Origin of the sequence: Chryseobacterium sp. IT-36CA2 (assembly GCF_949767875.1) — a bacterium.
GTDB lineage: Bacteria > Bacteroidota > Bacteroidia > Flavobacteriales > Weeksellaceae > Chryseobacterium.
Genome location: NZ_CATKPG010000023.1, coordinates 1 through 26203 on the forward strand (window position 1 = coordinate 1; position 26203 = coordinate 26203).

Genomic DNA, 26203 nt, shown 5'->3' on the forward strand with positions numbered 1-26203 from the left:
TGCTGAATGCAGAACGCTCATTCCCATCAGAATATCTCTGTTTTTGAAATTGTAGGACTTCTGCCACTGTTCATCGCCTCTTTCATTTAAAGAAATCAGCCAAAGATCTGTTCCTTCTTCAATAGCTACCGTTTTATTTCCTGATCTTTCTGATCTTGATTCTCCTCCAATGATGAATCCGTTTGAAGTTAATGCCAGGGTTCTGATATGATCATCTCCTTTTCCTCCAAAGTTCTTCTCCCATTCTACTTTTCCGTTTTTATCGAGCTTAACGATCCAGTAGTCACCTTCACCGAAGTTTTCAGTTTGTTTCGAAGTTGCAGATAGTAGGTTATAAGTTGCAGTTCTGTCAGACGGAGTATTTGTATTGATCGTTGATTGCTGATGAGTTGTTTTAACAGATGTACTTCTGGAATAAATTCCCAGTAATGCTCCGCCATCTTTTGTTGGAATCATCTTTTCCACTTCATCTAAACCTTTTCCACCTAAAATTAATTGTGATAATTCTTTTCCGTCTTTATCCAGTTTTGTGATCAAGACATCTTTAGAACCGTAACCTTTTAAAGAACTTTGAACGTTGCCCGCAACAAAGAATCCTAAATCTGTAGTTTGAATCACAGCTCTTGCTTCTTCATCGGAAGAACTTCCTAATGTTTTCTGCCATAACTCATCTCCAAATTCATTGATTCTGATCAGCCAGATATCTGATCCACCTTTGGAATCCTCTTTTTTATCCAATCCCTTTCCTGAATAAGAGGTCCCGGCTAATAGAAATCCACCATCCTGAGTGGTTACTGTCGCTGATAAATAATCATGATTCTGACCGGAGAAATATTTTCCCCATACTTCTTCACCTTGCTGATTTAATTTTACCAGATGAAAATCATAACCATTATTCTGCTTACTTCCAGCCTCCCGCTTCCCGCTTCCTGACTGTATAGAACTTCCTGTGATCAAATATTGCTGGTCGATAGTTGTCGTGACCTGGCTTAGAAAATCCTGTGTAAAGGATTTGATATCTTTCTGCCAGATCAATTCCTGTGCAGATAAGCCCAAAACTGCGCACATAGTAAATGCACCGAGATAAAATTTTCTCATGTTAATGTCGTTTTCTGAGTTAATAATTAGCTTATTGAAGCTCCGCAAATTTAACACTATTTAAGACTTAAAAATTAAATTAATGTGGTATGCTTTAAATCATACTATTAATAATCAAATCTTCCTTATTTTATATTAAATTCATTTTATTCTAATGCAAAATTATCTATGTATCACGACAAAACCTGTCGTATTAAAAATAAAAAGTAAAGAAAGCAAAATCACAATATTCATTCTCAATCAAGAAATTACATCACACGAAAGAGAATTTTATATTAACTTTTAAACCATAACTGATAATTTTAAAATAATCTTTAATCATTTCATTATCTACTATTGTAATGCTTTTCTTTTATTAATATGTTTACAACATGATGAGAAAAAACTATTACCGGAAATTGGCATTTATGATCACATTGCTGACTATTTTATTTGCCTATCAAAAATATACCAGTCGGGAAAAAGAACCTTTCCCTGATGTAAAATTCATTTCAAGCACTTCTACATTTACTAATGTCTCAGATTTTGATCCTAATACACTGGATAAAAAACAATGGCAGAAACTAGGCTTTTCAGAGAAACAGACTGCTACTATTCTCAATTACAAGGATATATTGGGTGGAAAATTTACATCCAAAGAGCAGTTAAAAAAATGTTATGCTATTTCTGATGAAAAATTCAGTGAATTGAAATCGTTTATATTACTTCCTGAGATGACTGGAGGAGATAAATCAAAAGATTTTAATAAAATTGGTAAAAAAGAACTTACTGTTGCAGGAAAATTCAATCCAGATCGATTTTCAGTCAACGACTGGCTCAAAATAGGCTTCAGTGAAAAACAGGCGGAAGCCATTTTAAAGTATAAAAACTATTTAGGAGGAAGCTTTATCAGTAAGGAAAAATTTAAAGAGTGTTTTATTATTTCACCGGAAAATTACAGTAGACTTCAGTCTTACTTATTGTTACCAGAAAAGACTCCTGAAAATTTCAGAAATTTCGCAAAAAATAGTACGGCTAAAACTAAGGTTCAATATCATACTTTTGATCCTAATCTATTGGATTTAGATGGATGGAAAGCCCTTGGTTTTTCTGAAAAACAGAGTAACACCATCGTCAATTACCGGGATAGAAATTTGCGGGGAAGTTTTAAAAGTATAGAAGATCTTCAAAAATGCTTTGTGATCTCATCAGAGAAATTCCAGGAAATGAAACCTTATATTAAGCTTCAAGAAAAACAGCAGGAAAAAACTGATTTTTCGAAAACAGATCTTAATACAATTACTTTCAAACAGCTTATAGAATTCGGTCTGGATGAAAGAAGTGCGGGTTCAATCATTGGTTTCAGAAAGAAACTGGGAGGTTTTATGAACAAACAGCAAATTTTAAGTACTTACAATATTGATCAGAATCTTGTTCAAAAACTAATTTCAATAGCACCATTGAATACTTCAGATGTTCCAAAATATTCTTTGGTAGACGCTCCTGAAGACTGGCTTAAGAATCACCCCTATTTCAAATATTCCGCGGACAAAATTATTTTCTACAGAATTAGCAATCCCGATGATAAAAAAATATGGAAACTTTTAAAATTGAAACCTGAATATGAAGAAAGAATGAGATTATATATTAAATAATTGAGGATTAAAAGTTGAGGATTATTTTAAAATCCTCAACTTCCAATTATTATTTGTTGACTAAACTAGTCTATTGTTTTACTGGAATCTGAAAGCAAAGTATTCAAGGTATTCATTTCATCTTCAGTAAGATCTCTCCATTTTCCGACTGGGAGATCAAGTTTAATGTTCATGATACGGATTCTTTTCAGTTTTTTTACTTCATAACCAAGATATTCGCACATTCTTCGGATTTGTCTGTTCAGCCCTTGAGTAAGAACAATTCTGAAATTCATTTCATCAATTTTCTCCACTTCACATTTTTTGGTTACAGTATCCAGAATGGGAACACCGTTTCTCATTTTTTCCAAAAATCTAGGAGTGATAGGTTTATCTACACGAACAATATATTCTTTCTCGTGATTGTTTCGGGCTCTCAGAATTTTATTGACAATATCTCCGTCATTCGTTAAGAGAATAAGGCCTTCACTGGGTTTATCCAGTCTTCCGATAGGAAAAATTCTTTTCGGGTGATTGATATAGTCTACAATATTATTTTTTTCGCGTTTGGTGTCTGTAGTACATACGATTCCTACCGGCTTATTAAAAGCAATATATAATGGTTTTTCCTGCGGTTCTCTGATTGGTTTTCCGTCTACTTCTACCAGATCTTCATCTGAAACTTTCGTTCCCAGCTCAGGAACTTTCCCATTTATTTTGATTCTACCTTCTTCCAAAAGCTTATCTGCCGCCCTTCTTGAACAGTATCCTACTTCTGATAAATATTTATTGATACGCGTTTTTTCCATTAGTCTTTTCCGTAACCGGGATAATTTTTATTGCTGAAAATCGGGATAATTTTATTTTATAGACCTTCAAATCTGTACTCATTATTCAAGAACTGATCTGTAGCATCTTCAATAGCATAGTCTCCAATTTTTGTACGTCTTAACTGGGTCAGATAAGCTCCCACTCCCAATTCCTGTCCGATATCATGAGCCAGGCTTCTTATATAAGTCCCTTTTGAACAACCTACCATAAAGCTTATCAAAGGAAAATCAATTTTAATATCTTTAATATAATGAATGGTTGTTTTTCTTGCCTTCATTTCTACTTCCTCTCCTGCTCTTGCAAGGTTGTAGGCCCTTTCACCATCAATTTTAATGGCTGAGTAAACCGGTGGTTTTTGTTCAATTTCTCCAACAAATTTTTCCAGCACATCTCTTACCTGTTCCTCAGTAATATGAGAGATATCCTGTTGAAGGATTTCAGGTTTTTCTGTATCATAGGATTCTGTCTGTACTCCAATTTTGATCTCTGTCCAATATTCTTTGGGAGCATCCTGAATCTCAGGAATTTTCTTTGTGAATTTTCCACAGCAGACAATAAGAAGGCCTGTAGCTCTGGGATCTAAGGTCCCGGCATGTCCTATTTTAAATTTTTTAGGAAGATCAAATTCCCTTTTAAGTTTATATTTCATTTTATTGACAGCCTGGAAGGAAGTCCAGTCCAAAGGCTTATCCAATAAAAAAATGTATCCTGATTTCAGTTCTTCAGCAGTCATGAATGGGTGTAATGTACTTTCTTATTTAAAGAAATAAAAATAAATCAACAAGGCAACTCCAACAAAAATACGGTACCAGCCCCAAGGTTTGAATCCATATTTATTAAGCACTCCAATGAATGCCTTGATAGCAATAAGTGCAACAATAAATGCAACAATATTCCCAACCACAAAGATCATAATATGATCCTGTGAAGCCATAATCATTTCATATCCTTTTTGTGGATTTGGTGTTTCTTTTCCCCAGGTTTTCACAAAAACTGAGTATACCGTTACAGCAAGCATTGTTGGTACTGCAAGGAAAAAAGAGAATTCTGCAGCAGCTTTTCTGGTAAGTCCCTGCGCCATCCCTCCAATAATAGAAGCGGCACTACGGCTCGTCCCCGGCATCATTGCAAGACACTGCCAGAAACCAATAGTAACAGCTTTTCTTATGGTAATTCCCTTTTCATCGTCAATTTTAGGGTTCTTAAACCATTTGTCAGCAAACAGTAAAACAACACCCCCTAAAACCAATACGGAAGAAATAGCAATCTGATTTCCAAGTACAGCTTCAATTTTATCGTCAAATAAATACCCTAGAACCAATGCCGGAACTACAGCAAAAGCCAGTTTAAAATAGAACTGAATATTGTTTAAGTCAAAAAACTTTTTCCAGTATGCTACAACAACAGATAAAATAGCTCCAAATTGAATAGAAACCTGAAACATTTTTAAAAATTCTGTTTCCTCTAATCCCATAAGATTTGCAGTAAATCCCATGTGTGCGGTAGAAGAAATTGGAAGATATTCTGTTAACCCCTCTACAATGGCAATAATAATTGCTTTGATTAAATCCATATTCTTTTAAAAAATTAAAAAGATTAAAAAATTTAAGAATTAAAAAAGATTGGCTTATTGGCTTGAATCTTTCAATTCTTAAATTTTTTAATCCTTAAATAAAATTATTTTATTTATTTTCTTTTTAAGATCGCGTACACTTCTATTACAAATCCTATAACAACAAACAGAGGTGCTATTCTGATTCTTCTGATAGAAAAGATACCGTCATTCCATGAGTTTGGATCAAATTTACCATCTACCGTATTGGCATCCGGACCCATCATCAGTAGAAATCCTACTACAATGAATGCCAATCCTATCAGCATCCATTTGAAATTCTGCTGTCCAAAATAGAAAGCGTTTTCCTGAGGTACTTCTGCTTCATGCCCAAAGTCTGAAGCGGAAATTTTATTTGTTTTTTTGCTCATTGTTAAGAGTAATATAAATCGTCAACGTTTGATTTTAAGAATCTCCATGTAGCGAAAATGGTACTTAAGACAGAAATAAAGATACCCACTCCCAATACTAAGATAATCAACCAGAAGTACTGATTATTATCCTGCACGAAAGCAGAACCAATCTGACTTGTGAAGTAATACCAAACTCCTCCTAATGCAAGAAGACCAATTACGGAACCAATAGCTCCTAAAATAATAGCTTCTACAATGAAAGGTTTAAGGATAAATCTTCTTTTCGCTCCTACAAGCTGCATTGTTTTAATAATAAATCTCTTCGAGAATATTTTCAGACGAATAGAGTTATTAATCAATACAACCGCCAATACCAGGAATAGTATTGAAAATCCTAAGATCCACTTTAAGATTCTGCTCAGGTTATTATAAACATCCACCATCAAGGTACTGTCATTTTTAACATCTATAATCCCTGGAACAGATTTTATCTCTTTAATTGCTTGATCAATTTTTGCCGGATCTACGAATTCTGGTTTTAAAGCAACTTCAATTGAAGATGGGAAGATATTTTCTTCGAACAATGCATCACTGTCTATTCCCATCGTTTTTTTGGCTTCTTTAGCTGCCATATCCCTTGAAATATAGGTTGCTTTTTTTACAGGAGCTAATAACTGTACTTTTTTAAAAGTTTCTTCCTCCAGTTTTGCAATTTTTACAGAATCTTTAGCATCATAGTTTTCATCAAAGTAGGCGTTCACCACCAACTGTTCTTTGATATAGTCAGAATACTTCTGGGCATTAATCAGAATAAGCCCCATTAATCCTAACAAAAATAACACTAAGGCAATACTTATCACTACTGTAATATTGCTGGACCGAAGCCTTTTCTTATTAAATTCATCTACAGATTTAGCCATTAATATTAAAATTTTTGGCTAAAATAGAAAAAATCTTCCGAAATTTGGGACGAAATAAAGAAAATCACTGTTAATAAAATCATAAAAAACCTTGAGTGTAAAAGCAAAAAAACATCTTGGACAGCACTTCCTGACAGATGAAAACATCGCAAGAAAAATCGTAGAAGGTCTTAGTTTTGAGAACTATAACAATATCATGGAAGTAGGTCCCGGAATGGGAGTTCTTACCAAATATCTTCTTGAAAAGGAGCAGAACATTTACCTTGCAGAAATAGATACAGAATCTATTGAATACCTGAAAAACAATTATACAAAGGTTACTGAAGATACTTTTGTAGGTGATTTCCTGAAGCAGGACTTCAGTTTTCTCAAAAATGATCAGATTGCCATTATTGGAAATTTCCCGTATAACATCTCATCACAAATCCTTTTTAAGATTGTAGATCATTATGAACTGATCCCGGAAATGGTAGGAATGTTTCAGAAAGAAGTAGCAGAAAGAACAGCAGCCGTTCCGAGAACTAAAGATTACGGTATTCTTTCTGTACTGATACAGGCCTATTATGATGTGTCCTATATGTTTACAGTACACGAGAACGTCTTCAATCCTCCTCCAAAAGTTAAATCCGGAGTGATCAGGCTTACAAGAAACCCGAAAGAAGGTCTTGCAGGTAATGAAGTTCTCTTTAAGCAGATTGTAAAAACAGGATTCAATCAAAGAAGAAAAAAACTTTCTAATGCATTGAAATCCTTAAACATTCCTGAAGCATTGAAAGGACATGAATTTTTAGACAAAAGAGCGGAAGAATTAAGTGTAACAGATTTTATACATTTTGCCAATCTTTGGAAAGAAAATCAATAAGCATCCATAGAAATAAACAAAAGCTCCTAACTTAGGAGCTTTTTTATTGGCTTAAAATACTATTTATTAAAAGCAGAAAGCCTTTCAAAATAAAATTTGAAAGGCTTTCTTTTATATTACATTATCAATTCTAGTTTCTGTTTTTCAGCATGATCCATCCTGACCAGTTCATTTGAGCTTTTGATTTTGGATACTCAAAATTGAACTTATACCAGTATGTAGCTGTTGGAAGTCTCTTACCTCCTACTGTTCCGTCCCAGATAGGATTTTCTTTCGAGAATCTGAACATCTCTACTCCATATCTGTCATACACAGAACCTGTAAAGTTTTTAAAGTCTCCAAGAGCTTTAAGATCCAGTACATCATTGATTCCGTCTTCATTCGGAGTAATAATGTTATTAATCTGTAATGTAAAGAATTCAAGGGATCCGACACAATGTGTTCCTACTCTTCTTACTAAAACAGTATAGTTTGTATTATCTAAAAGATTAGCAAATACGTTTGAAGCCTGCCATGTGATTCCATTATCAATAGAATACTCTAAAGTACTTGGTGTATTGTTCATAGGCGGGTTTTCAGCCGTAATTGTTACTGTCTTCTTGATACTTTCATAACTTATAGCAGTAACGAAAGGAGTAGCTGCACCCAGTACTTTTGCCTCGAAAACTTTCTTACAGATACCGTTATCAATTTCTACGGAATAAATACCCCATTGGTCTACAACAATTTTCTGTGTTGTTGCTCCTGTACTCCAAAGGTATTTATAACCTTGTCCAGCTCCTGCATCAAGAGTCACTTTATCACCAATACACATTTCAACATCTTGTAATGGTGAAGTGATTTCCGGTGTAACTTCAATTCTTATGGTTGCCGGATTAAGAGATTTACATCCTTTTGGTCCAAGCGCATATACGGTAAAGGTTGTTGTCTGATATAAGGTAACGGTCTGTGTATTACCCGTTCCCATAAAGTTGCTCCATTGATAAGTAGCTCCTCCGTCAGCGGTGAGGGTTACAGATTCTCCCGGACATATTTTTATTCTGGAAGATTTTACTGTAGCCGTTGGGGTTACCTCTTTCTGCAATGTAAGTTCAACTATTTTACTACAGAAACCACCATTGGAAACAAGAACATAAAGGATCTGGCCATCATTACCGTTATAGTTTAATGGAGTTTGAATATAATTACCATTCTGTGCAACTGCATCTGCCTGATTTTCGTAGAATTTAAAAATTGCTCCCGGTGTCGGGCTGATGGTAGGCATAATGGTACTTAAATCAAAAGTAGTAATATCCGGTGTAGTACAAAGCAATAATGTTGCATCCTGAGCCTGAGGAGTTGTTCCTCCGTGAATCTGGATAGTAGCTTTACCAGGACATGGATTTCCCGGAACACTTACTTCAATCGTATAAGTACCCGGTTGTACGGCCGTAATAGTATTGGTAGTGGCATTAGGTACCGGAGCACCGTTAAAATACCATTGATAGACTAGGTTTGGATCATTTACTGAAGCAGTAATTACCTGAGGTACATTATCACAAACGTTAATATCAGAAGGTAACTTTGTTCCGGCAGGATCCAAAAGATCTACACCAATATTGAAAGATCCCCCTTCCAAAAATACGGCAGAGTCATAACTGTGGTCACTGTAATCGGCAATTACCATTTTAAAGTGGTATTGCTGTCCTGCTACTACTGTTGCTATAGCAGTCAATGGAATTGTTCTTCCATTAAAATTGGTTTCAACGTTACCTGTGTTGTAACCTGCAAAATATTGTTCATTTACTGCACCACAACTAGATCCGATTGCTGGGTGGATATTTGTAATACTTACTGGTCCTGCACCTCCCGGAAGTACGGCCATATTCACATAAGGTCCTCCTGAAGTAGGTCTAAGTAAGATTGCAAATGCATCTGCAAAGGTACAAGGGAATGAACCAGTATATTCTTCTGATGCGATAAGATAGTTGAATTTAATTTGACTGGTCGTAGGTACAAAGTCAAATTCCAATAGAACAGCATCATTCAGTCTGCTTTCCACTACTCCAATTACCTGTGCAAGATCAGCATCTGATCCTCCACCATTGGTATCGTTAAGACCGTCTTCAAAAGCATTACCAGCTCTTCTTGCATATCCTGTAGAAAGAATAAGCCCATCTTTAAAAGGGAAATTGGTTGTGGCTTTATGAAAATATCCCCAGGCTCTGTTGGCATCACTTGCAGCATGATTAGGAGTAATCTTCACATTCGATACATTGGGAGTCAGACAGGTATTGGTTCCGGATGAAATCAATACATCTTTTACCATTTTCTCAATAGTATAACTGGACTCTGGGTATGACGGTGCATTCACGTCAATAAAAGCTCCTGCTCTTCTGGACAGGGTGGAACTGGTTTTCTTTACCGGTTTCCTTGGAGTAAGATTTTGTGAAAATAAAAAAGTCGAGGTGACTAAAAAAAATAAACAAAGCGGTAGATATCTTCTCATAATATTTTTGTTTCAACAAATTTAATTTTTTTTTAAATATCTCATATACATATTTGCATTTTTTACAACAAAAAAACAAAATATGTACCTTTTACGGTCAATTTTCGTTAATCAATCCCTATCCGTTCAAACCCTACACAATGTGGTAGCATTGTATTATCAATTGTTTTAGCATATTTATCATCAATTTTAAATAATTCACAAAACGCGATAACTTATATTCTTAAAAACAACAAAATCTTTCATTGCTGAAAGATTTTGTTGTTTATTTTTTATTTCAAGAATTTCTAATTTCTATTCTTTAAAAGAATCCAGCCTGAGCGCTGTTCCAATTTCTTACTTGCTGGGTTTTCCCACTGTACTCTATACCAATAAGTAGCTGTAGGAAGATTGATCCCTTTTAAAGATCCTGTCCATATAACATTCCCTTTACTTGCCTTGAATACTTCAGCTCCGTATCTGTCGAAGATAGAAGCTGCAAAATCTTTATACCCGCTGATTCCTGTGAAATCTATGGTATCATTTACACCATCCATGTTAGGGGTAATGGCATTGCTGATAACGATTGTAAAATAATCCAGAGAAGTACCACATTTAGCACCTACAACTCTTACCATCAAAGTATACATTGTATTATTTAAAATACCTGTAAATACATTAGATGAATGCCAGGTTAATCCTCCGTCTAATGAGTATTCCAAAACTCCTCCTGTAGGATTGCTTGCCGTAAGGGTAAGAATATGATTGTCATAAACTACATTGGTAAACTGCGGCAGATCAGGATTGATTAGCTGAGCAGAAAACGTTTTGGAACAAGTACCATTACTGATCGTTACAGAATACGTTCCCGGGATATTAGTAGTTATCGTTTGAGTGGTTGCCCCCGTACTCCATAGATATGTATAATTCAGTCCTGAACCTGCATCAAGAGTTCCTTTATCTCCAGCACATACAAATACATCTTTTAAAGTAGAGACAATTGCAGGAACTACTTGAATGGTTACTTTTGCAGGATCCACGGAACTACATCCGTTTCCTCCCAATGCATATACTGAATATTCTGTTGTTGCTGTAGGTGTAACAACCTGAGTATTTCCATTTCCGGTAAGACCTATCCAATTATAAGTAATTCCACCCGAAGCAGTCAATGTCACAGATTCTCCTTCACAGATTTTTAATTTTGATGCGGTAAGTCCTGCAATAGGTGGACCTACCTGAACTGTTACGCTAGCTGCAGTTGCAGAAATACAACCGTTAGCTCCCACTGCAAATACCGTATAGGTTGTAGTCACAGTAGGCGAAACAACCTGAGTATTTCCGTTTCCGGTAAGACCATTCCCCCAGTTATAGGTTACTCCTCCGGAAGCCGTTAATGTTACAGATTCTCCTATACAAATACGAGGCTGTGATGAAACAACAGCAGCCACTGGTTTTACTTTATCTTCCTGAACTGTCACTGTTGAAGTGAAAGTACAGCTTAAATTTCCAGGTTGTGAAACATTCGTAACAGTTAATGTATAAGTACCTCCTGCACTCACTACAGGCGTAAGGGTATTACCTCCTGATACAATCGTTCCTCCTGTTGTTGTCCAGGTAATGGTAGATCCTGCAGGCACAACAGATGCAGAAGCATTAATCGTTATCTGAGGAGTTGTACAGGTAATTGTTTGCGGTGCAGCAATCGTAAGAGTAGTTTCAGCTGTTTTTATTAATTGAAGAGAGACTACATAACTACACCCTCCATTGCTTACCAACACATAAATTGTCTGGTTTGCAGGTGGTGTATATGCTGTAGGATTCGCGATAAAGTTTCCGTTGGCAGCATTGGCATCCGCCTGATTGATATAGTACGTAAAGGTAACCCCTGCAGCAGTTGTAATCTGAGGTTGCGCTTCTGTAAGATTAAAAGCTAATCCTGGCTGATAACACTTATGCAATGTTGCGTTTTGTGCTGTAAAAGGTTCTGATACTTCAATTGTTATGGTTGCCGGGTTTTGAGAAGCACAGCCATTGGCTCCTACTGCTGTTACTGTATAAGTAGTTGTAACGGTAGGTGAAACAACCTGTGTATTTCCATTTCCGGTAAGACCATTACCCCAGTTATAGGTAGTCCCACCTGAAGCCGTAAGTGTTGTAGAGTCTCCTTTACAGATTTTTATTTTACTTGCTACAAGTCCGGTAACCGGCGGTGCACTGTTTCCTGTTACAGTTACAGTACCTACCGCTGTACAGCTAAGATTTCCGGGCTGGTAAACTTTTGTTATCGTTAATGTATAAGTTCCTGCCGCATTAATTACAGGGTTTAAGGTAGTACCTCCTGAAACAATATTTCCTCCTGTAGTGGTCCAGTTGAATGTAGCACCTGTAGGATAAACTGAAGCTGATGCATCCAGTGTAGTCTGAGAATTGGCACAAGTTAGCACTATCGGAGGAGCAATAGTAGGTATCATTTGTGGAGCTTTTACCAACTGCAGTTCAGCTACTTTAGCACAAAAACCGTTGGCTACTCTTACATACACTGTTCCGCCTGCACTTTGATAAGCTGTTGGATTAGGAATTGTATTTGTATTTCCGGCATTAGCATCTGCCAATAGAGTATAATATGAAAACACAGCTCCCGGAGTGGTACTTATTGAAGCCTGTGCTGATGTTAAATTAAATGTAGCATTTCCGGCAGCATAACAAGCTGTTAATGTAGCATTCTGTACCGTAGGAGATGTTCCGCCAACCACTGTAATAGTTGCTTCTCCCGGGCAGGAATTTCCCTGAATAAAAACTTTAACGGTATATACCCCTGGCGCTGTTGCTGTATAACTTGCATTGGTAGCTCCCGGAATAGGATTGGCTCCCAAATACCATTGATAGGTTATATTAGCTCCCTGAACTGAAGCCGTAAAAGTCTGTGGAGTATTATCACACATATTTACAGATGCAGGAAGCTGCACTCCTGCCGGATCGAGAATTTTCACTCCAATATCGAATGACCCAGCTTCTAAAAATACAGCAGAATCAAAGTTGGGATCCTGATAATCAGCAAGGACAATTTTAAAGTGGTAGATTTCTCCAGGAATTACAGTTGCTTTTGCGGTAAGAGGAATAGTACGTCCATTAAAATTGGTTTCTATCTGAGCGGTATTGGTTCCTCCATAATAGGCTTCATTTTTAGGTCCGCAATTTTGATACTGCGGGTGAATATTGGTAACACTTACAGGTCCAGCTCCCGCCGGAAGTACTGCAAGGTTGGTATAAGTAGGATCAGTTGCTTTTTTTAGCAGCAAAGCAAAACCATCTGTAATGGTACATGGGAAATTTTGCTGATATTCTTTTGAAGCAAACAAATATCTGAAAGTAATTTCGGTGGAAGCTGCCACAAAGTCAAACTCTATGGATGTTGCATTATTCAGGTTGGAATTAGCAATTCCCAATGCATTTGCCAAATCTACATCTCCTCCTGTTCCCAGATCATCACTTAAAGCACCCTGGAAAGTATTTCCTGCTTTGTTGGCATATCCGGTTGAAAGTATAATCCCTTTACTAAATGGGAAATTGGTGTTTGATTTATTGAAATATCCCCAGCTCCGGTTCTGATTGGTAGCAGGTAAATTGGGAGATACAGTTACATTGCTTACACTTGAATTGGTACAGGTACCTCCTGATATAAGAACATCTTTGACCAGTTGGGTTATAGGATAGCCGGATTCCGGGTAACTTGGTGCATTCACATCTATAAAGACACCAGCTCTCAAAGAAGCAGCTTTAGGTTTTGCAGCAATTTCTACCCTTCCTTTATTTTGACCCAAAACAAAGTTCCCTAAGAAAGCTAAAAATAACGCTAAAAATAAATTTCCTCTCCTCCTATTTAACATTTTATATTATTTTAAACAAAAATACTATTTTTTTTGATTGAAATTCAAGTTAACACAATTTACATTATTACTAACGCAAGTTTATTTATGTTAGAATATCAACTTTGTTTATTTTAAAACAATAAAAAAAGACTGACAAAATAGCCAGTCTTTCTATTATCGTTTAATATGGTTTAAATTATTCTATATTTTTAAGCAATATCCATCCGGTTTTTACTGTAATTTCCTTACTCGCAGGGTCTTCGAAAGTTACCTGATACCAATACGTGGAGGTAGGTAATTTTTTACCTTGGAAATATCCATCCCAATATGGTGTTATCTTCGTTGCTTTGAACACTTCTCTTCCGTATCGGTCGAAAACTTGCCCACTGAAGTCTTTATAATTAACCACTCCGCTGAAATCAATAATATCATTAATATTATCTCCGTTTGGCGTAATAACGTTTTTCATCACGAATGTAAAGAACTCAAGGAAGCCTACACAACTTGTAAATTTCACTCTTACCCTGATGGCAATAACTTTATTTTTAGGCACATTGTTAAATACATTGGAAGACTGCCATGTAACGCCATTATCTACTGAATATTCCAGGATACCGTTACTTGGATTACTTGCAGTAATAATCATTGTACCTTTATCATTGTAATCCACTTTTATCACTTCAGGGATTACCGCTTTAATAACCTGTGTTTTGAATTCTTTAGAACATACTCCATTGCTGATTATTACTGAGTATTCTCCCGGAGTTCCTACCGTGATGCTCTGGCTTGTTTCACCACTACTCCACTGGTAAGTATAATTGGGTCCTGAACCTGCATCTAAGATAATTTTATCACCCTGACAGATATGCCCACCTTTTAAGTTGGAAACAATAGCTGGTACCACTTCAATTGTAATACGTGCAGGCTGTAAAGATTTACATCCCTGGGCTCCGATAGCATATACTGTATAGGTAGTGGTTTGGGTAGGGCTTACCGTTCTTATTCCTCCGGTAGTACCTGCAGAATCAGCCCATTGGTATGTTACTCCACCAGTAGCAGTCAGCAATACAGATTCTCCGGCACAAATTTTTAATCTTGGAGCTGTTACTAAAGCTGTTGGTGTTTCTTCTTTTCTTAATGTTAAAGTTGCTATTTTACTACAAAACGCACCATTGGAAACCAGCACATATAATATCTGCCCGTCTGTTCCCGTATAATTAGTCAGATTGGTAATATAGCTATTATTCTGAGCCTGTGCATCAGCCTGATTGGCATAGAAACGGAATACCGCTCCCTGTGTTGTACTGATCAGAGGTTTTGCTGTTTCTAAATTAAAGGTAGTAACAGTAGGTGTTGTACAAAGCTTAAGTTCAGCATTCTGTACGGTTGGACTTGTTCCACCGATAATGGTGATAGTTGCCTCACTAGGACATTGATTCCCGGGAACCATTACTTTAACAGTATATACTCCTGGCTGGTTAGCAATATAAACAGCATTGGTTGCTCCCGGAATAGCTACTCCATCTTTATACCATTGGTAAGTCATACCCGGAATTGCTGCTACCTGAGCTTTCAACTGTTTTGGTGTATTGTCACACATGTTGATGCTGCCTGGTAAAACGACTCCTGTTTCATCTACAATCTTGATTCCTACGTCAAAAGATCCACCTTCCAGGAATACTGCAGAATCATGGGAAGAGTCTTTCGCATCTGCCAATACCATTTTAAAATGATAGGTTTGTCCCGGAATTACATCTGCAATTGCAGTTAACGGTGTTGTTCTACCAAAATAATTAATAACCAGGTGCGGATTGGCCAGTGCCCCGAAATACCCTGCATTAATAGGTCCACAGCTGAATCCGTTTCCTGCAGGAACAATATTGGTGGCACTTACAGGTCCTGCACCTCCTGGCAATATGGCAAGGTTAGTATACGTAGGATCACCCACTTTCTTCAGCAAAAGTGCAAATGCATCAGAATATCCGGTACAAGGATAATTGGAAGTATATTCATCTGAAACGAATATATAATTAAATTTTACCTGGTTGGAATTCGGGACAAAATCAAATTCAAGTGCTACAGCATCTGTTAAACTCACCGTAGCTCCGGTAGCTGTTACAAGATCTGCATCACTTCCCGTTCCTGTTGACTGCCCAACAGCAGCTACATAGCTATTACCTGCTTCTGAGGCATATCCTGTAGTCAGAACGATACCATCAGTAAAAGGAAAGTTTGTAGTTCCTTTATGAAAATATCCCCAAAATCTGTTGCTGTTTGTCACATCGTGATTTGGAGATACGGTAACATTGGTAACGTTGGCTGTTGTACAGTTGGTACCACCATTGATCAAAATATTCTTCACCAATTGCTCGGGAGTGTAGTTTGATGGTGTATAGGGAGGTACATTCACATCTATAAATGCGCCAGCCCTAAGAGCGGCGGCAGAAGGCTTTATCTTCTCTGATTTTCTGACTGGCCTCGTTTGAGAAAATGCAGAAACAGAAATCAATAAAAAAGAAAAAAGGAAAAAATAGTTTTTTAGTCTATAGATTAACATTTTGTTTTCATTTGTTCAAATGTAGCAAAAATAATTGTACTAAAACACTCTCGCCCATCACTATTTTCTCATTCAACATCTACATTCACAATGAATTTTTCTTATCATTACATTTTCCATAATTATTAAAACAGAAATTCATTCATAAAAAAACCAGATCAAAATATTGATCCGGTTTATATTTACATCGCCAATGTTTTGGCTATTTATCCTCTTTTTTCAACTGATCAATCTCACCCTGAAGCTGAGATATAATATCTTTTAAGGCCTTAATTTCATTTTTGTTAGAGTTTACATTACTCTTCAGTATTACATTTTTTGCTCTTTCATTGTGATCTTCCTCATCCTCGTCTTCATTGATTTCTTCAATGTCTTCGCTAATCTCCTCAATATCTTCCTGGATGTCTTCTATATCTTCATTGATCTCTTCGATATCTTCACTAATTTCTTCAATATCCTCACTGATTTCTTCGATATCTTCCTGGATATCTTCAATATCTTCCTGGATATCTTCGATTTTCTCGTGACTTTTATTAACAGACATCTGAATAAAAATAGCCAGATAAATAGCTTCCAGAGAAAGTACTGTCGTCAGAATCAGAAGCATCTTATCAAAATCCACAATATTCAGCATCGGAAGCAAAAACGAAGTAAGGAATAACAGGGTATGCACAATCAAAGACTGAATAGATCCTATCCATGATGTAATACCATCCGCTATTTTTTCAAGAACTTCTGTTTTTTCGTTATATTTTTTCATCCTTTTTATTTTTACAACAGTTCTTTGGTTACTCCTAATCCAAACAATGCAAAATCGTACTTTGCGGGGTCTTTTTCATCAAATCTTCTGATGGCAATATCCAGTTCTTCTACTGTTTTCCAGTCATTCTGTGTCCTGGAAATCAATCCAAGCTTTCTGGAGATATTTCCGGTATGCACATCCAAAGGAATAGACAGATTTTTCTGATCTATATTCTCCCAGATTCCAAAATCTACCCCTCTTTTATCTTGACGTACCATCCATCTTAAAAACATAATAATCCTTTTGGCAGAAGAATTTTTGTAAGGCGAACTGATGTGTTTATGGCTTCTGTGTTTTTCTGTTTCCAGAAATCCGCTTCTGAATCGTTCTATCGCGTGGAGAAAATTATGTTCTCCTTTTTTTACTTTAAATAGACTTTCCAGGCTTTCATTTTCTTTATAAATTCTGTTGAACTGTCTGATGAAATAGGAAAAATCCTGTCCATTAAACGTTCTGTGAATACTTTTATCCTGAATGCTTTCCAGATCCTTCTCTGAATAATTCATCACAAAATCATAGGGAGAATTTCCCATAATATCCAGCATTTTATCTGCGGAATTTATGATCGATTTCCTGTTTCCCCAAGAGATCGTAGCTGCCAGAAATCCTGCAATTTCGATGTCCTGTTTTAAAGAAAAACGATGCGGAATCTGTATCGGATCATTTTCAATAAAATCGGGAGCATTGTACTGATCTGCTTTTTCGTTGAGAAAATCTCTGAGTTCTTCAAATTTCAGCATATTCATTCTAGATCTTTACACTTTCCAATGCTTTTGGTAAAAATGTATTGGGGAAAATTTCTCTGGCTTCATCTGTAAATACGGTCAGATCTCCATATCTGTTGGAAAAATGTCCTAAAATCAATTTTTCAACCTGAGCTTTCTGAGCAATAGTTGCTGCCTCCAATGCTGTGGTATGACCTGTATAATCAGCCATTTCTTTCAGATCATGTAAAAATGTTGCTTCATGATAAAGAACGGTTACATTTTTAATAATCGGAATGACGCTTTCAAGATAACGGGTATCACTACAGAATGCGTAAGATACAGACGGAACTGGCTCAAGCGTCAGAATTTCATTTTTAAGCACATAACCATCACTCAGCACAAAGTCTTTTCCTGCTTTTATATTGTGATAATCACAGGTTTCAATCTCGCTGTACTTGGCAATTTCTTTCATATTAAGATGCCTGTCTTTCGGTTTTTCTTTAAAAAGATAACCATTGCAGTAAATCCTGTGATCCAACGGAATAGTATATACTTCTATTCTGTTATCCTCATATATTTTTTCAGAATAATCTTTATCCAGCTCATGATAAATCACTTCAAAACCACGATGGGTTTCTGTGATCTGAAAAATGGTTTCCAGCATCTTCTTAATCCCTTTAGGACCATAAACATGCAAAGGCATATCTCTTCCTAAAAGACGGAAAGAAGCAATAAGCCCCGGAAGCCCGAAGCAGTGATCCCCATGAAGATGGGAAATAAAAATATGATTGATTTTTGAAAATCTTGCTTTTGCTTTTCTCAGCTGTACCTGCGTACCTTCTCCACAGTCAATCAGAAAGAGTCTTTCTTCCATTTCCAGCAGCTGTGCTGTGGGTGATGTGTTGATGGTTGGGATAGCAGAATTAAAGCCTAATATTGTTAAATAAGTACTCAAATCAATAATTTATTAAAACAAATGTACAACAGAAAATCTAAATGGTTGTTTCACCTTTCATATTTAAACCTAATCAGTCACTTTTAAAAAATCCATAAATAGGTCTAATGCCTGTTTACGGTGACTGATTTTATTTTTGTCTGCAGGTTCCATTTCTGCAAAGGTTCTGTCATATCCTACAGGAACAAAAATAGGATCATATCCAAATCCTTTGAATCCTTTATTTTCTGTCAATAAATTTCCGTGAACTCTGCCTTCAAAATATTGCGCTCCGTTTTCATCGTAGTAACACAGAACAGTCACAAAATAAGCTTTTCTGTTTTCAACACCCTGCATTTCTTCCAATACCTTTTCGATATTTTTTGCAAAATCATGATCTCCGGCATAACGGGCAGAGAAAATCCCCGGTCTTCCGTCTAAAGATTCCACTACAAGACCACTGTCGTCACCCAAACTTGGAACTCCTGTTTTTTCAAAACAATATTTTGCTTTGATCAGGGCGTTAGCATGAAAAGAGTCTCCATCTTCCACAATTTCTTCGTGAATATTATAATCGGTAAGACTTTTTACAACACAATCACTTCCCAGGATCTGTTGAATTTCTTCTTTTTTATGTTCGTTGTGTGTAGCTACTAATAATTCCATTTCTATATTCATTTTCAATTTTACTTTTTTAGCTCAGGCTAATTACATTTCAGCATAATGTACTTTATACTTTTTCATAAACAGATAGTAGAATAAAGAGAAAAGTACAATTCCTACGGCCAGAACCAGCCATTCTGAAACATTCATCACTTTTGCAAAACTTTCATCTTTACCGTACAGAACCAATAGAGACAGGGTTAAATTATTAAATGCATGCAGCAATATCGGCATCAGCAAAGACTTCGTTTTATGATATACCAATCCAAGCACACAGCCCAGCATCACTGCACTTATAAACTGCCATGGATTTCCGTGAACGACTCCAAAAATGATAGAAGCGTACAAAATCGCTTTCCAAGGTTCTACTCCTTTATTAATCAATCCTTTCTGGATAATTCCTCTGAATATAATTTCCTCAAAAATCGGAGCCATAATCACTGTCATGATAATCATTACAACAGGATTATCAGTCAGCTGACTCATTAATTGAGTAAAATAATCATAAAATTTACCGAAAAAAGGACCTGTCGTAGGAATCTGAGCAGCAATAAATTCAGCAATAAACATCATCCCTACCATCATGGGAAAAATGAGAAGATAGGTGGAGAAATTAACTGATGATAAATTGAAGTTCAGCTTCTTTTGAGTGGTACGTCTTACAATGAAAAAATCGAAGAAGGCAATAGCTGTAAGGAATCCTATGGAATTCACAACCATAATAAACCAATCTTTAAGCTCAAGATTTTCCTTGAAAACAACTTTCCAAAAAGTGCTGAATAAAGAAACGGCCATTGTTCCCACGAATAATCCAACCACCAAAACAACACCGCCAAACCATGTAAACGTAAACTTCGGATATTTGCTATTTTCCATCCTTATCTCTGTAAAAGTTTATTAGAAACAAAGATAATTTTTTTGACTGCTATAGGCAACTAAAAAAGGTATTTCTTATTTCCGGTGCATTACTATGAATACCATAAAATTTCTATTACAAATGGCTTAATCTAAAAATAAACAGCTTTAGCATTATTGATATAAAGTCACTCATTCCCCAACCTCTCCTAACTCCTCACTCCACAACCTAATAAGTATTGTTTTAATTTAAATTTGAAAACCTCATAAAAATTCCCGATTTTTGCAACTTCAAAATACGATATGTCAGACTTAATCAAAGAAATACAAAAAAGAAAGACCTTCGGGATCATTTCCCACCCGGATGCCGGAAAAACAACCCTTACAGAAAAGTTACTTCTTTTCGGGGGTGCTATTCAGGAAGCAGGTGCGGTAAAATCCAACAAAATAAAAAAAGGAGCTACCTCCGACTTTATGGAAATCGAAAGACAGAGAGGGATCTCTGTAGCGACATCCGTATTGGCTTTTGAATATAGAGACCACAAAATCAACATTCTCGATACTCCCGGTCACAAAGACTTTGCTGAGGATACATACAGAACCTTAACGGCTGTAGACTCTGTAATTGTAGTTATTGACGTTGCAAAAGGGGTTGAGGAACAAACAGAAAAACTGGTTCAGGTTTGTAGAATGAGAAACATTCCGATGTTGGTTTTCATCAATAAGCTTGACCGTGAGGGTAAAGATGCCTTCGATCTATTGGATGAAGTAGAACAGAAACTGGGATTAACAGTTTGCCCGCTTTCTCTGCCAATTGGTATGGGAAGTGACTTCCAGGGAATTTATAATATCTGGGAAGACAACATTCAGCTATTCTTAGAAGAGAAAAAACAGAAAGTTGGAGATTCTATTAAGTTTGATGATATTAACGACACTTCTATTGATGATGTGATTGGTGAAAAAGCGGCAAAAACTTTAAGAGAAGAGCTTGATCTGATTCAATCCGTCTATCCTGAGTTTAATCGTGAAGATTATATGAATGGTGATCTTCAGCCTGTATTCTTCGGTTCTGCTTTGAATAACTTTGGAGTGCGCGAATTATTGAATGCTTTTATCGATATTGCTCCAATGCCACAACCTAAAGAAAGTGAGACCCGTGTGGTAAAACCTGAAGAAGAAACTTTCACAGGATTCGTTTTCAAAATCCATGCGAATATGGATCCAAAGCATAGAGACAGACTTGCTTTCGTAAAGATTGTTTCAGGAACATTCAAGAGAAACGAGAACTATTTATTGGTAAGAGAAGGTAAAAAAATGAAATTCTCCTCTCCTAACGCATTCTTTGCAGATAAAAAAGAGGTAGTGGAAGAAAGTTTCCCTGGAGATATCGTTGGTTTACATGATACAGGAAGTTTCAGAATCGGAGATACATTGACTGGTGGAGAAAAATTAAGCTTCAAAGGTATTCCAAGCTTCTCTCCAGAACATTTCCGTTATATCAATAACAATGATCCTTTAAAAGCTAAGCAATTGGCAAAAGGTATTGATCAGTTGATGGATGAAGGAGTTGCTCAGTTATTTACCCTTGAAATGAATAACAGAAAGATCATTGGAACAGTTGGAGCCCTTCAGTACGAAGTTATCCAATATCGTCTTGAACATGAATATGGTGCAAAATGTACTTATGAACCTCTATCCATGCATAAAGCATGTTGGGTAGAAGCAGATGAAAAGTCTGAGGAGTTCAAAGAATTTGCAAGATTGAAGCAGAGATTCCTTGCGAGAGATAAATACAATCAGCTGGTATTCCTTGCAGATTCATCTTTCACAATTCATATGACGCAGGAAAAATTCCCGAATGTGAAATTACACTTCATCAGTGAATTCAGAGAAAACTAAGAAGTAAAAAACAAAATCGCGAAAAAGCGAAATTGCTTACTATATAGATCCGCAGAAATTTTCTGCGGATTTTTTTATGGAATCATCAGTGTTTTTTCTAAGGGAAAGCATTTTTTATCATTTTGAAAACACATTTCATTATTCTATAGAAAACTTATTTCATATAACAAACACTCATCATATCTGATTACAAACACCTTACATGTATAATGTAATACCTATGTAATACATAGATGCTGCACATGTTAAACACGTGTAATATCTTGTTTTTTTGTTCCATTAAATAAAAAACACAATTTTACACAAAGAGAACCAAGGCATTTTTAATTGATTTAATTCTAATTCTTTTGAGGAGAAGGTTAAAATAAAGAAGCCAATACCTTACACAATACTTCAAACCTCACTAATAATAGAACCGGAGTCTTGAAAGATTGAATACTTATGTATAAATGTAAACCATTTAACCTTTCCTTCTTTATTTTGATTTAAACAATCTTAATTAATTACAAACGTAAGAACCATTAAAACTAAAAATTTTAATATATCAAATAAAAAATGCTTTTTAATTCTTTAAACTATCTCATCTTTTTTCCAATCATTTTTATGCTTTACTGGTGGCTTAATGATAAGTCGTTAAAATGGCAAAATATAATGTTACTGGCAGCCAGCTATTATTTTTATGGTTGTTGGGATTGGCGTTTTGTCTTTTTATTGGCATTTTCCACAGGACTTGATTATTTCTCGGGAATTATCATTTATGAAGCTAAAACTAAATTAAAGAAAAAAATCTGGCTATTTTTGAGCATTGGAATCAATTTAGGATTTCTTGGTTTTTTTAAATACTATAATTTTTTCATAGATTCTTTTGGTGAATTATTAAAAAACTCTGGGTTTCAAATACATTATTCTACCTTACAAATAATACTTCCGGTTGGGATTTCTTTTTATACATTTCACGGATTATCTTATGTATTAGATATTTATTATGATAAAATTAAGCCATCTTATAATTGGGTAAATTATACCTTGTTTGTCAGCTTTTTCCCTTTATTGGTTGCAGGTCCAATTGAACGTGCGACCCATTTGCTCCCTCAGTTAGAAACACCACGAAAATTCAATTATACAAAAGCAGTTGATGGGCTAAGACAAATATTATGGGGGCTTTTCAAAAAAATCGTTATTGCAGATAATTGTGCAGCTTTTGCTAATGAAATTTTTAATAATAGTGCACATCAAAGTGGAAGCAATCTTGTATTGGGAGCCATTTTTTTTACTTTTCAAATATATGGAGACTTTTCAGGGTATTCAGATATTGCATTAGGTTCTGCGAGGTTATTAGGAATAGAATTATTGAAGAATTTCAATTTTCCATATTTTTCCAGAGATATGGCAGAGTTTTGGCGTAGATGGCATATCTCACTATCATCCTGGTTCAAAGACTATCTGTACATTCCACTTGGAGGAAGCAAAGGAGGAAATTGGATGAGAATCCGAAATACTTTTATTATTTTTTTAGTAAGTGGATTTTGGCATGGTGCTAATTGGACATTCATCTTCTGGGGAGGCATTAATGCTTTGTTTATAATGCCTTCGATTATTATGAAAACCAATAGAAATAATATAGAAATCGTAGCAAAAGGGAGGTATTTCCCCAATTTTAAAGAAATATTTCAATTGGTTTCTACCTTTATATTGACTACTTTCTGCTGGATATTCTTTCGCGCAAATTCCCTCAGCCATGCTTTCGAATACATAAGTGGCATATTCAACAAATCTTTTTTCTCTGTCCCATCTATACCTTATGCAACTGTTTTTTTATTAATAATTTTTATAACAATTGAATGGCTTGGCAGAGAAGGAAATTATGCATTAGAAAAACTTGACTTAAAGCTTGGAAAACCTCTTCGTTGGTTGGTATACGTTCTTATAATTTTTGCAATTGGAATGTTTATGCAAACAGAGGAAACACCTTTTATTTATTTTCAATTTTAGAAAAATAACATGAAAAACTTTTTATATAGTCTGACAATATTTATTGTATGTAATTTCTTTTTTTATCTTTTTGCAGTAAGCTTATGGGGACAATTTGCTCCCGCATTTTTAAAACCAAATATAAATTATAGAATTGGTTCATATGGCCATATGTATACACGGCTAAAAGAAATTAAGCAAATTGATAGTATTGATATTCTGTTTTTGGGTTCTTCACATGCTTACAGAGGTTTTGACAATAGAATATTTAAAGAAAAAGGATTTACTTCTTTTAATTTAGGCTCCAGTGCTCAGACTCCAATTCAAACATTAACTCTTCTGGAAAGGTATCTAGACAAAATACATCCTAAATCAATAATTTTTGAAGTCAATCCGCTCACACTTTGTTCTGATGGAGTGGAATCTTCCTTAGACATCATTGCTAATGACACAAATGATTTACATTCTCTTGAAATGGGATTAAAAGTCAACAATATAAAAACATATAACACTCTGTTTTATGCGCTGTACAAAGATTTGTTTCATTTGAATAAATCATATATCGAACCTATCAAAAAGGCTCAGGATACTTATATTCATGGAGGTTTTGTAGAATCTGAAATAGCCTATTACAATAAGCCATTAAAATCTGGTACTCAAAAAATTACTATTCCTCAAAAACAAATTGAAGCTTTTGAGAAATGTTTACTAAAAATTAAAAAAAGAAATATTAAAGTGATATTGGTATATGCCCCCGTTACTCACGATTTCTACTCAAGCTATTCTAATAACAAATACTTCGATGAAAAAATGAAAAGTTATTCGGAGTATTATAATTTTAATAAAATAATGAATCTTACTGATTCACTATATTTTTATGATACAAACCATTTGAATCAAAATGGAGTAAGGATATTCAACAAAAAATTAATTGAAATTTTAAATAACAGGCAAATCATTAAGCCAAGCAAACTTTAGAATGAAAATACTTTGAATTTTTTCTAATTGATGATAAACAATGAATAAAAATACTTTGTAAATCTTTTGTAAAACAAATACAAAACACTGAAAATAATATAGTTATTATTTTACCAGCACAATACATTTCATTTACAATCTTTACAAGAACTTCCCTTCTAATTTTACTTCATCAAAAAAATTAATGTTATGAAAAAGTTCATATTACTTATTGTGGTATCAAGCACTTTCATTATGTGTAAAAAAGCAGAAGCTACACATGATAAAATAAATGAAGCTATCCATTCAGCAGACAGCGTAGCGACTGTTGCTACAGAAACTGTCGAAAATGCCAGTAAAGCAGCAAACCAGATCATGGATTCTGCCAATATCAAAATAAAAGACTTTGAAAACACTAAAGGTGATATTCAACAAAAAATAGAGAACACCTCCAAAATGGTAGATTCTTTATCTGATAAAATCGCCAATACAAAACTGGAATCAAAGATCGAGAACAGGGATTCAACGGAGAAGAAATCTGAAAAGGTTGCTGTAAAAGCTCCGGCCCCAAAAGTCATTAAAGAAACCAAAATCATTTATAAAGACAAGCCTAAAAATGACAGCTATGAACTGAATATGGCTAAAGATAAAATGGTAAAATCAGGATATCTTGTCATAAGAGCAGAAAACGCAGAAACCGTGAAGGAAATCATCCGGGAAGAAGCTAACAGAAATAACGGCTATATCAAAAGTGAAAATCTGTCCTATGTAGAATCTGCCAGTCCTCGTGGAGATGATCAAAAAGTATACAGCCTTGATATTAAGGTTCCCATCCAGCATTTTGATGGTTTAATGGATGCAATTAATGATAACGTAGGAGATATTGATACGAAAGATATTCAGGTTTCAGGGCGAAACTATGCAGATAATACCATTTGTACGATCAATGTAAATATCAGTGATCAAGCGAAAACAGAAACAGAACCTACAAGTTTCGGTGGAAAATCTCTGGCAGCCATTGAATCAGGCTGGGATGTGATCACCTCTATTTTCCTTTTTATTCTGCCGCTATGGCCGTTGTTCTTAATTGCCGGTATTGGATACTATTTTTATAAAAAGAAGAATACAAACATTCCTCATAACGATTCTCATTAAATTCAAATCCATCCTCAAGGGTGGATTTTTAATATTTTTTTAATGAGGTTTAGAGTTGAACTTCAATACTAATATTTA

Annotated in this window: 20 protein-coding genes; 6 read left to right on the plus strand and 14 right to left on the minus strand. The window is 35.4% G+C overall.

Translation table 11 applies throughout. The features are described from left to right. Positions 1 to 1098, minus strand: a 1098-nt coding sequence (locus ACM6F9_RS16975) for a T9SS C-terminal target domain-containing protein (RefSeq protein ID WP_414846808.1), incomplete at its 3' end; no start/stop codon positions are given. 371 nt (positions 1099 to 1469) lie between these two features. Between ACM6F9_RS16975 and ACM6F9_RS16980 the strand changes: the two genes are divergently transcribed. Next, a complete protein-coding gene (locus tag ACM6F9_RS16980) occupies positions 1470 to 2732 on the plus strand; it encodes a hypothetical protein (protein WP_414846809.1) in 1263 nt (420 codons plus the stop codon). A gap of 65 nt (positions 2733 to 2797) precedes the next feature. Here ACM6F9_RS16980 and rluF read toward each other — a convergent pair whose 3' ends face one another. The 5 genes from rluF to ACM6F9_RS17005 all read right to left on the minus strand — a co-directional run bounded on the left by rluF (position 2798) and on the right by ACM6F9_RS17005 (position 6427). Then, a complete protein-coding gene (gene rluF / locus ACM6F9_RS16985) occupies positions 2798 to 3520 on the minus strand; it encodes a 23S rRNA pseudouridine(2604) synthase RluF (protein ID WP_414846810.1) in 723 nt (240 codons plus the stop codon). Positions 3521 to 3576: 56 nt separating this feature from the next. Then, positions 3577 to 4275 carry a tRNA pseudouridine(55) synthase TruB gene (truB, locus tag ACM6F9_RS16990; protein ID WP_414846811.1) on the minus strand — a complete coding sequence of 233 codons (699 nt, stop codon included), beginning with the start codon at positions 4273 to 4275 and terminating at the stop codon, positions 3577 to 3579. A gap of 21 nt (positions 4276 to 4296) precedes the next feature. Beyond that, a complete protein-coding gene (locus tag ACM6F9_RS16995) occupies positions 4297 to 5115 on the minus strand; it encodes an undecaprenyl-diphosphate phosphatase (RefSeq protein WP_121487196.1) in 819 nt (272 codons plus the stop codon). Between the two features lie 113 nt (positions 5116 to 5228). Continuing rightward, entirely contained in the window at positions 5229 to 5525 is a 297-nt protein-coding gene (locus ACM6F9_RS17000) for a DUF3098 domain-containing protein (RefSeq protein ID WP_185126234.1), read from the minus strand. A gap of 2 nt (positions 5526 to 5527) precedes the next feature. Then, on the minus strand, positions 5528 to 6427 hold the full coding sequence (locus ACM6F9_RS17005; protein ID WP_414846812.1) for a cell division protein FtsX: 900 nt from the start codon (positions 6425 to 6427) through the stop codon (positions 5528 to 5530). Between the two features lie 91 nt (positions 6428 to 6518). Here ACM6F9_RS17005 and rsmA point away from each other — a divergent pair, with 91 nt between their 5' ends. Beyond that, positions 6519 to 7289 (plus strand): 16S rRNA (adenine(1518)-N(6)/adenine(1519)-N(6))-dimethyltransferase RsmA, encoded by a 771-nt coding sequence (gene rsmA / locus ACM6F9_RS17010; RefSeq protein WP_414846813.1) that lies wholly within the window; start codon positions 6519 to 6521, stop codon positions 7287 to 7289. A 130-nt stretch (positions 7290 to 7419) separates the two neighbouring features. Here the strand turns inward: rsmA and ACM6F9_RS17015 are convergent, their stop codons facing one another. The 8 genes from ACM6F9_RS17015 to ACM6F9_RS17050 all read right to left on the minus strand — a co-directional run bounded on the left by ACM6F9_RS17015 (position 7420) and on the right by ACM6F9_RS17050 (position 20164). Beyond that, positions 7420 to 9777, minus strand: coding sequence for a choice-of-anchor L domain-containing protein (locus ACM6F9_RS17015; protein WP_414846814.1), 2358 nt, complete (start codon positions 9775 to 9777; stop codon positions 7420 to 7422). Between the two features lie 287 nt (positions 9778 to 10064). Next, positions 10065 to 13643: a choice-of-anchor L domain-containing protein gene (locus tag ACM6F9_RS17020; protein ID WP_414846815.1), complete on the minus strand. Its 3579-nt coding sequence runs from the start codon at positions 13641 to 13643 to the stop codon at positions 10065 to 10067. A gap of 178 nt (positions 13644 to 13821) precedes the next feature. Beyond that, the gene (locus ACM6F9_RS17025) at positions 13822 to 16182 is read right to left on the minus strand and encodes a choice-of-anchor L domain-containing protein (RefSeq protein ID WP_414846816.1); all 2361 of its coding nucleotides are present in this window, start codon (positions 16180 to 16182) and stop codon (positions 13822 to 13824) included. Between the two features lie 202 nt (positions 16183 to 16384). Beyond that, positions 16385 to 16942 (minus strand): DUF1003 domain-containing protein, encoded by a 558-nt coding sequence (locus tag ACM6F9_RS17030; RefSeq protein WP_414846817.1) that lies wholly within the window; start codon positions 16940 to 16942, stop codon positions 16385 to 16387. A gap of 11 nt (positions 16943 to 16953) precedes the next feature. After that, on the minus strand, positions 16954 to 17724 hold the full coding sequence (locus ACM6F9_RS17035) for a TIGR02757 family protein (RefSeq protein WP_414847161.1): 771 nt from the start codon (positions 17722 to 17724) through the stop codon (positions 16954 to 16956). Positions 17725 to 17731: 7 nt separating this feature from the next. Then, positions 17732 to 18646, minus strand: coding sequence for a ribonuclease Z (locus tag ACM6F9_RS17040; RefSeq protein WP_414846818.1), 915 nt, complete (start codon positions 18644 to 18646; stop codon positions 17732 to 17734). A 69-nt stretch (positions 18647 to 18715) separates the two neighbouring features. Further along, positions 18716 to 19291: an RdgB/HAM1 family non-canonical purine NTP pyrophosphatase gene (rdgB, locus tag ACM6F9_RS17045; protein ID WP_414846819.1), complete on the minus strand. Its 576-nt coding sequence runs from the start codon at positions 19289 to 19291 to the stop codon at positions 18716 to 18718. A gap of 42 nt (positions 19292 to 19333) precedes the next feature. Continuing rightward, positions 19334 to 20164, minus strand: a complete 831-nt coding sequence (locus tag ACM6F9_RS17050; protein ID WP_414846820.1) for a lysostaphin resistance A-like protein — start codon at positions 20162 to 20164, stop codon at positions 19334 to 19336. A gap of 282 nt (positions 20165 to 20446) precedes the next feature. On the opposite strand from ACM6F9_RS17050, the gene ACM6F9_RS17055 reads away from it, so the two are divergent. The 4 genes from ACM6F9_RS17055 (at position 20447) to ACM6F9_RS17070 (ending at position 26125) form a co-directional block, all read left to right on the plus strand. Continuing rightward, entirely contained in the window at positions 20447 to 22042 is a 1596-nt protein-coding gene (locus tag ACM6F9_RS17055) for a peptide chain release factor 3 (protein ID WP_414846821.1), read from the plus strand. 555 nt (positions 22043 to 22597) lie between these two features. After that, on the plus strand, positions 22598 to 24034 hold the full coding sequence (locus ACM6F9_RS17060) for an MBOAT family O-acyltransferase (RefSeq protein WP_414846822.1): 1437 nt from the start codon (positions 22598 to 22600) through the stop codon (positions 24032 to 24034). A 9-nt stretch (positions 24035 to 24043) separates the two neighbouring features. After that, positions 24044 to 24991 (plus strand): D-alanyl-lipoteichoic acid biosynthesis protein DltD, encoded by a 948-nt coding sequence (locus ACM6F9_RS17065; RefSeq protein ID WP_414846823.1) that lies wholly within the window; start codon positions 24044 to 24046, stop codon positions 24989 to 24991. 189 nt (positions 24992 to 25180) lie between these two features. Further along, on the plus strand, positions 25181 to 26125 hold the full coding sequence (locus ACM6F9_RS17070; RefSeq protein WP_414846824.1) for a hypothetical protein: 945 nt from the start codon (positions 25181 to 25183) through the stop codon (positions 26123 to 26125). The last annotated feature ends 78 nt before the right edge of the window (positions 26126 to 26203 follow it).